Genomic DNA, 4,557 nt, shown 5'->3' on the forward strand with positions numbered 1-4,557 from the left:
AACAACCCCATCTCCTGCGCCCGCGCCACCGCTTGTGTGCGCCGCTCCACCCCGAGCTTGCTGTTGATATGGCTGGCGTGGGTTTTCACGGTGTGCAGGGAGATAAACAGCTGATTGCTGATCTCCTGGTTTGAACAACCCTGTGCGATCAGGTGCAGCACCGCCAGTTCACGGGTGCTCAGGGTCTCCAGTGTGTGTGGGGTTTCAACTACTGCAACATCCGGCAAGAGTGCCAGCAGGCCCTGGTTCATCAGTCCATGGGGATCCCGAGACAGCTGCTCCCGCGTCCACTCGGGATAGCGTTCCAACAGGCGCTGGAAAGGTTGCATCGCGCCACCGGCAGCCGCTTCAAGCGCGCGGGCAAACACCGGGCGGGCCTGGGCTTCCTGGCCACCGTCCAGCAGTAACAGTGCCTGCTGGGTCAGCGCCATCAGGCTGATCATCTGCCGGCCGCTGTTATGGGCCTGGCGTGCCAGTTCATCGAGCCGTTGCAGTGAAGCCGCCGGCTGATGACGGATGGCGTCGAGTGCCGCCTGTTGCAACTCGATATGTTGCGGCAGGTGCGGGTGGAACTCCGGTGCGGCAGCGGCCTGTTCACCGTTGTAGGTTTGCCCCAGCCGCGTCAGCCAGGCATCGGCCAGGTCGGTGCGGCCCTGAGCCAGCCAAAGCTCGCATTTGACCAGGGTGATCATCGCCAGATAGAAAATCGGCGGCACGTCCCAGATATGCATCAAGCGCTCGGCCTCGGCCAGTTCGGCAAAGGCCACGGAGAAGTCGCCACGGCGACCTTCGAAGCTGGCGATCACACAGTGGCCGATCAACACGCTGATATCCCGACAGGCTCGCGCCTCCGTCAATCCGGCACGCAGCCGAGCGAGCCCGGCTTCAGGCTGGCAGCGCATCAGCAGCAAATAGCCTTCGTACAACGCCAGGCGCGCGCGCACTGCGTACAGGCGTTGCGGCGCCAGGCCTTGCAAACGTTGCAGGCCCTGGCGCACTTCATCCAGCGACCGCAGGATCTCGCCACGGGCCTGCAGTACACGCGCTCGGTCGTAATGGGCCAGCGCTTCAAACAATGGATTGCCGACCCGCTGCGCCAACTCCAGGGATTCGCGGTTCAGGCCGCGGGCGCGCCACAGGTCGGCGTCGACAATGGCCAGGTTGGACAGGGTCGACAGGCACATCAACCGCTGGCCATAGCGTTTGTGCGGCAGGCTTTCCAGGGCCTCGCTGCAATACGACTGGGTCAGCTCACGATCACCACGGCCCCTGGCAATAATCCCGCTGAGGGCCAGCCATTGCGCCAGCATCGACTTTTGCGCGGTGGCCGACGGGGCCGGTAAAAAACGGCTGAGGTGGCTGGCCAGTTCCTGCGCCGCATCCAGCTGGCAGGCCAGGCCCAACGCCCAGCTGTAGAGCACGATCAGGCGTGGCGTACTCATCAGCAAACTGTCGGGCAAGTCCATTTTCCAGCGCAGCAGCATGCCGACATTCTGCTCCGCCAGCAGTTGCTCTTCGGACAGGTTCTGCACCAGGTTTGCCGCCACATCCAGGTGGCCCGCACGCAGCGCCTGCTCCACTGCCTCGTCGATCAAGCCCTGGGCATTGAACCAGCGGCAGGCCCGCAGGTGCAGGCTGGCTGCCGGCAACACGGCATTGCTCGAGCGCCGGGTGCGCAGCAGGTCGGAAAACAGATGGTGATAACGGTACCAATGGCCCTGCTCGTCCAGCGGCACCAGGAATACCTGGTGGGCTTGCAGGTAGCGCAGGATTTCCGTGCTGTCGTGGGCCTCGCGCACGGCGTCGCACAGCTCGCTGCAAAAGCGCTCCTGGGACGCGGTGTCGTAGAGGAACGCCTGGACTTCCGAGGGCAGGCAGTCGATGACTTCTTCGAGCAGGTAATCGCGGATCAGCCCTTCCCCGCCGTGCAAACCCTGGGGCAGCGTACCTTCGCTGCCGGCCTCGGAAGCCGCCAGCAGCCAGAAACGCAGGCCGGCCACCCAGCCTTCGCTGCGCCGGATCAGGTTATCCAGGGCTTCACCACGCAATGAACTGCTGTGGCGATCCAGCAGCGCCAGGGATTCGCCGTGAGTCAGGCGCAGGTCCTGCTCGTGCAGTTCCAGCAAATGCCGGGACAGGCGCAGTCGGGCCAGGTGCCAGTCGGGACGCTGGCGGCTGGTGACCAGCACCAGCAGGCCGTCGGGCAGGTGATTGAGGAAAAATTGCAGGCAGCGGTCGAGTACCGGGCCCTGGGCCAGATGGTAGTCATCCAGCACCAGCAACAGCGGCGCCTGGGTCGACAGGTGCACCGTCAGTTCATCCAGCAGGCCGTCGAGCCATTCTTCAAAGGCGAAGGGTTGGTGACGCTGGCGCATTTTCAGCAGGCCCAGGGATTGGGCGCCCAACTGCGGGAAGTATTGCTGCAAGCCGTCGAGCAGGCGTTCAAGGAAACGTCCCGGGTCATTATCGCGAGGACTGAGCCCCAGCCACAGGCTTTGCCAGTGGGCCGGCAGGCTCTGGCAGAACTCCACCGCCAGCGAACTCTTGCCGAACCCGGCCGGGGCGCTGACCAGCAACAGACGCCCGGCCAAACCTTCACTCAGCCGTTCGCACAGGCGCGGTCGCAACACATAGCCGTCAGGCAGTGGGGGTCGATAGAAGCGCCCTTCCAGGGTCGGAATCACCGCGCTGGCAGGCCCTTGAATTCGGGACAGATCAGTCATCGCCGGGCTCTTGTAGAAGGCTGTTGTCGGCATTGCAGATGTCCGCAGACTAGCGGTAAAAGCGGCAGCTTTGTAGATCTTTGCAACATTTGTCTGAAAAAGACTACAACAAAAAATATCCGGACTTCTTCTGTAACGACCGACACTCTGTGGCGAGGGAGCTTGCTCCCGCCGGAGTGCGCAGCGCTCCCGTTTTTGGGGCTGCTACGCATCCCTGCGGGAGCAAGCTCCCTCGCCACAGTGGTCGCGCAAAAAAAAGCCCCGAACCAGTCGGGGCTTCTTCGAGGATGCGGCCTCGTTTACAGCAAGTTAGCGAACACCATCCTGGCGCAGGGCCGCCGGGGTGAAGTCGCTGGTGGTGGCGGTGAAGCCGAAGTCATAGGCCTGTTTCTCTTCGTTCTTCATGCCCAGTGCCAGGTAGCGGCCGGACTGCAGGTCGTAGAGGGTTTCGAGGGCGTACCACGGCACTTGCTTGTCGTAGTAGTTCTCGGCATGGGCTTCAGCCACGCGCCACAGCTGGCCACGACCGTCGTAGTGGTCGATGACCGCGGCTTGCCAGGTGTCTTCGTCGATGAAGAAGTCACGCTTGGCATAAATGTGGCGCTGGCCTTCCTTCAGGGTTGCAACCACATGCCACACACGGCGCAGCTCGTAGCGAGCCAGGTCCTGGTTGATGTGGCCGGCCTTGATGATGTCGACATACTTGAGCTTCGGATCGTCGAGTTTGTAGCTGTTTTCGGCGATGTACAGTTCCTTCTTGCCTTCCAGTTTCCAGTCGTAGCGGTCCGGTGCACCGTTGAACATGTCGAGGTTGTCGGAGGTACGCAGGCCGTCGGCGGCGGTACCCGGGCCGTCATACGATACTTGCGGCGCCCGGCGCACGCGACGCTGGCCGGCGTTGTAGACCCACGCCGAACGCGGCTCTTTCACCTGGTCGAGGGTTTCGTGCACCAGCAGCACACCACCGGCCAGACGTGCCGGCGCAGTCACTTGCTGCTTGAAGTAGAACAGGATGTTGCCCGGGTTTTTCGGGTCGTAGTCCTTCATCTTGTCGCGGAACACGAACTGATCACGGAAATACACCAGGCTGAAGGAGCCGTTGGTTTGCGGCGTGGCCTGGGTCACCAGGCGGGTCACGCTGCCGCCGCGATAGCGGGTGATGTGGTTCCAGATCACTTCAACGCCGCTTTTCGGAATCGGGAACGGTACGGCGGTTTCAAAGTTTTCCAGGCCGTTGCCGCCGGACACCAGGTTGGTGCTGGTGGCGTTTTTCTTGATGGCGGCGAACACATCAGCTGGCACCGTGGCGCCGCGATGGGTCGGGTAGACCGGCATCTTGAAGGTGTCGGGGTAGCGCTTGAACATCGCGTACTGCCCCGGTGCCAGCTTGTCCTTGTACTGCTCGACGTTCTGCGCGGTGATGGTGAATTGCGGTTGTTCGTTGGCGTATGGGTTGGCGAGGAAGCCACGGGCATCCACGGCGCCGGCGTTGGTTGGCAGCGGCGACCATTTAGGGATGGTGCCGGCCGCGTTACCGGCCATTTCGGCGCCCATCGGGGTCAGGGTCGTGCCGAGCTTGGCGGCTTCATCCGCCGAGACCGCCGCCATGACGCTACCCGCCATGATCGACAGCCCCAGCACACCCACCTGCAACAGATTTTTAGTTATTTTCATGTTCTGGTTCTTCCTTAAAACATACTGCTTAAAGAGAGTGTGCTTAGAAGTTCACGCCAACGCTCAAGGCGACAAAGTCGCGGTCGTCCACGGTGCTGTAGTCGCCACCAAAGAAGTTGGTGTAGGCCAGGCTCGCGGTGTAAGTGTTCTGGTACTCGGC

General features: G+C 62.3%; 3 protein-coding genes. All 3 read right to left on the reverse strand.

Annotated elements, in window-relative coordinates:
- A partial coding sequence (locus tag JV201_RS24510) for a LuxR C-terminal-related transcriptional regulator (protein WP_219406146.1) occupies positions 1-2,723 on the reverse strand: 2,723 nt, incomplete at its 3' end.
- Between the two features lie 309 nt (positions 2,724-3,032).
- Positions 3,033-4,397 (reverse strand): DUF1329 domain-containing protein, encoded by a 1,365-nt coding sequence (locus tag JV201_RS24515; RefSeq protein ID WP_003216172.1) that lies wholly within the window; start codon positions 4,395-4,397, stop codon positions 3,033-3,035.
- A 43-nt stretch (positions 4,398-4,440) separates the two neighbouring features.
- Positions 4,441-4,557, reverse strand: a 117-nt coding sequence (locus tag JV201_RS24520) for a DUF1302 family protein (protein ID WP_219407222.1), incomplete at its 5' end; no start/stop codon positions are given.

The sequence above is a fragment of the Pseudomonas sp. Colony2 genome (assembly GCF_019382755.1).
Lineage (GTDB): Bacteria > Pseudomonadota > Gammaproteobacteria > Pseudomonadales > Pseudomonadaceae > Aquipseudomonas.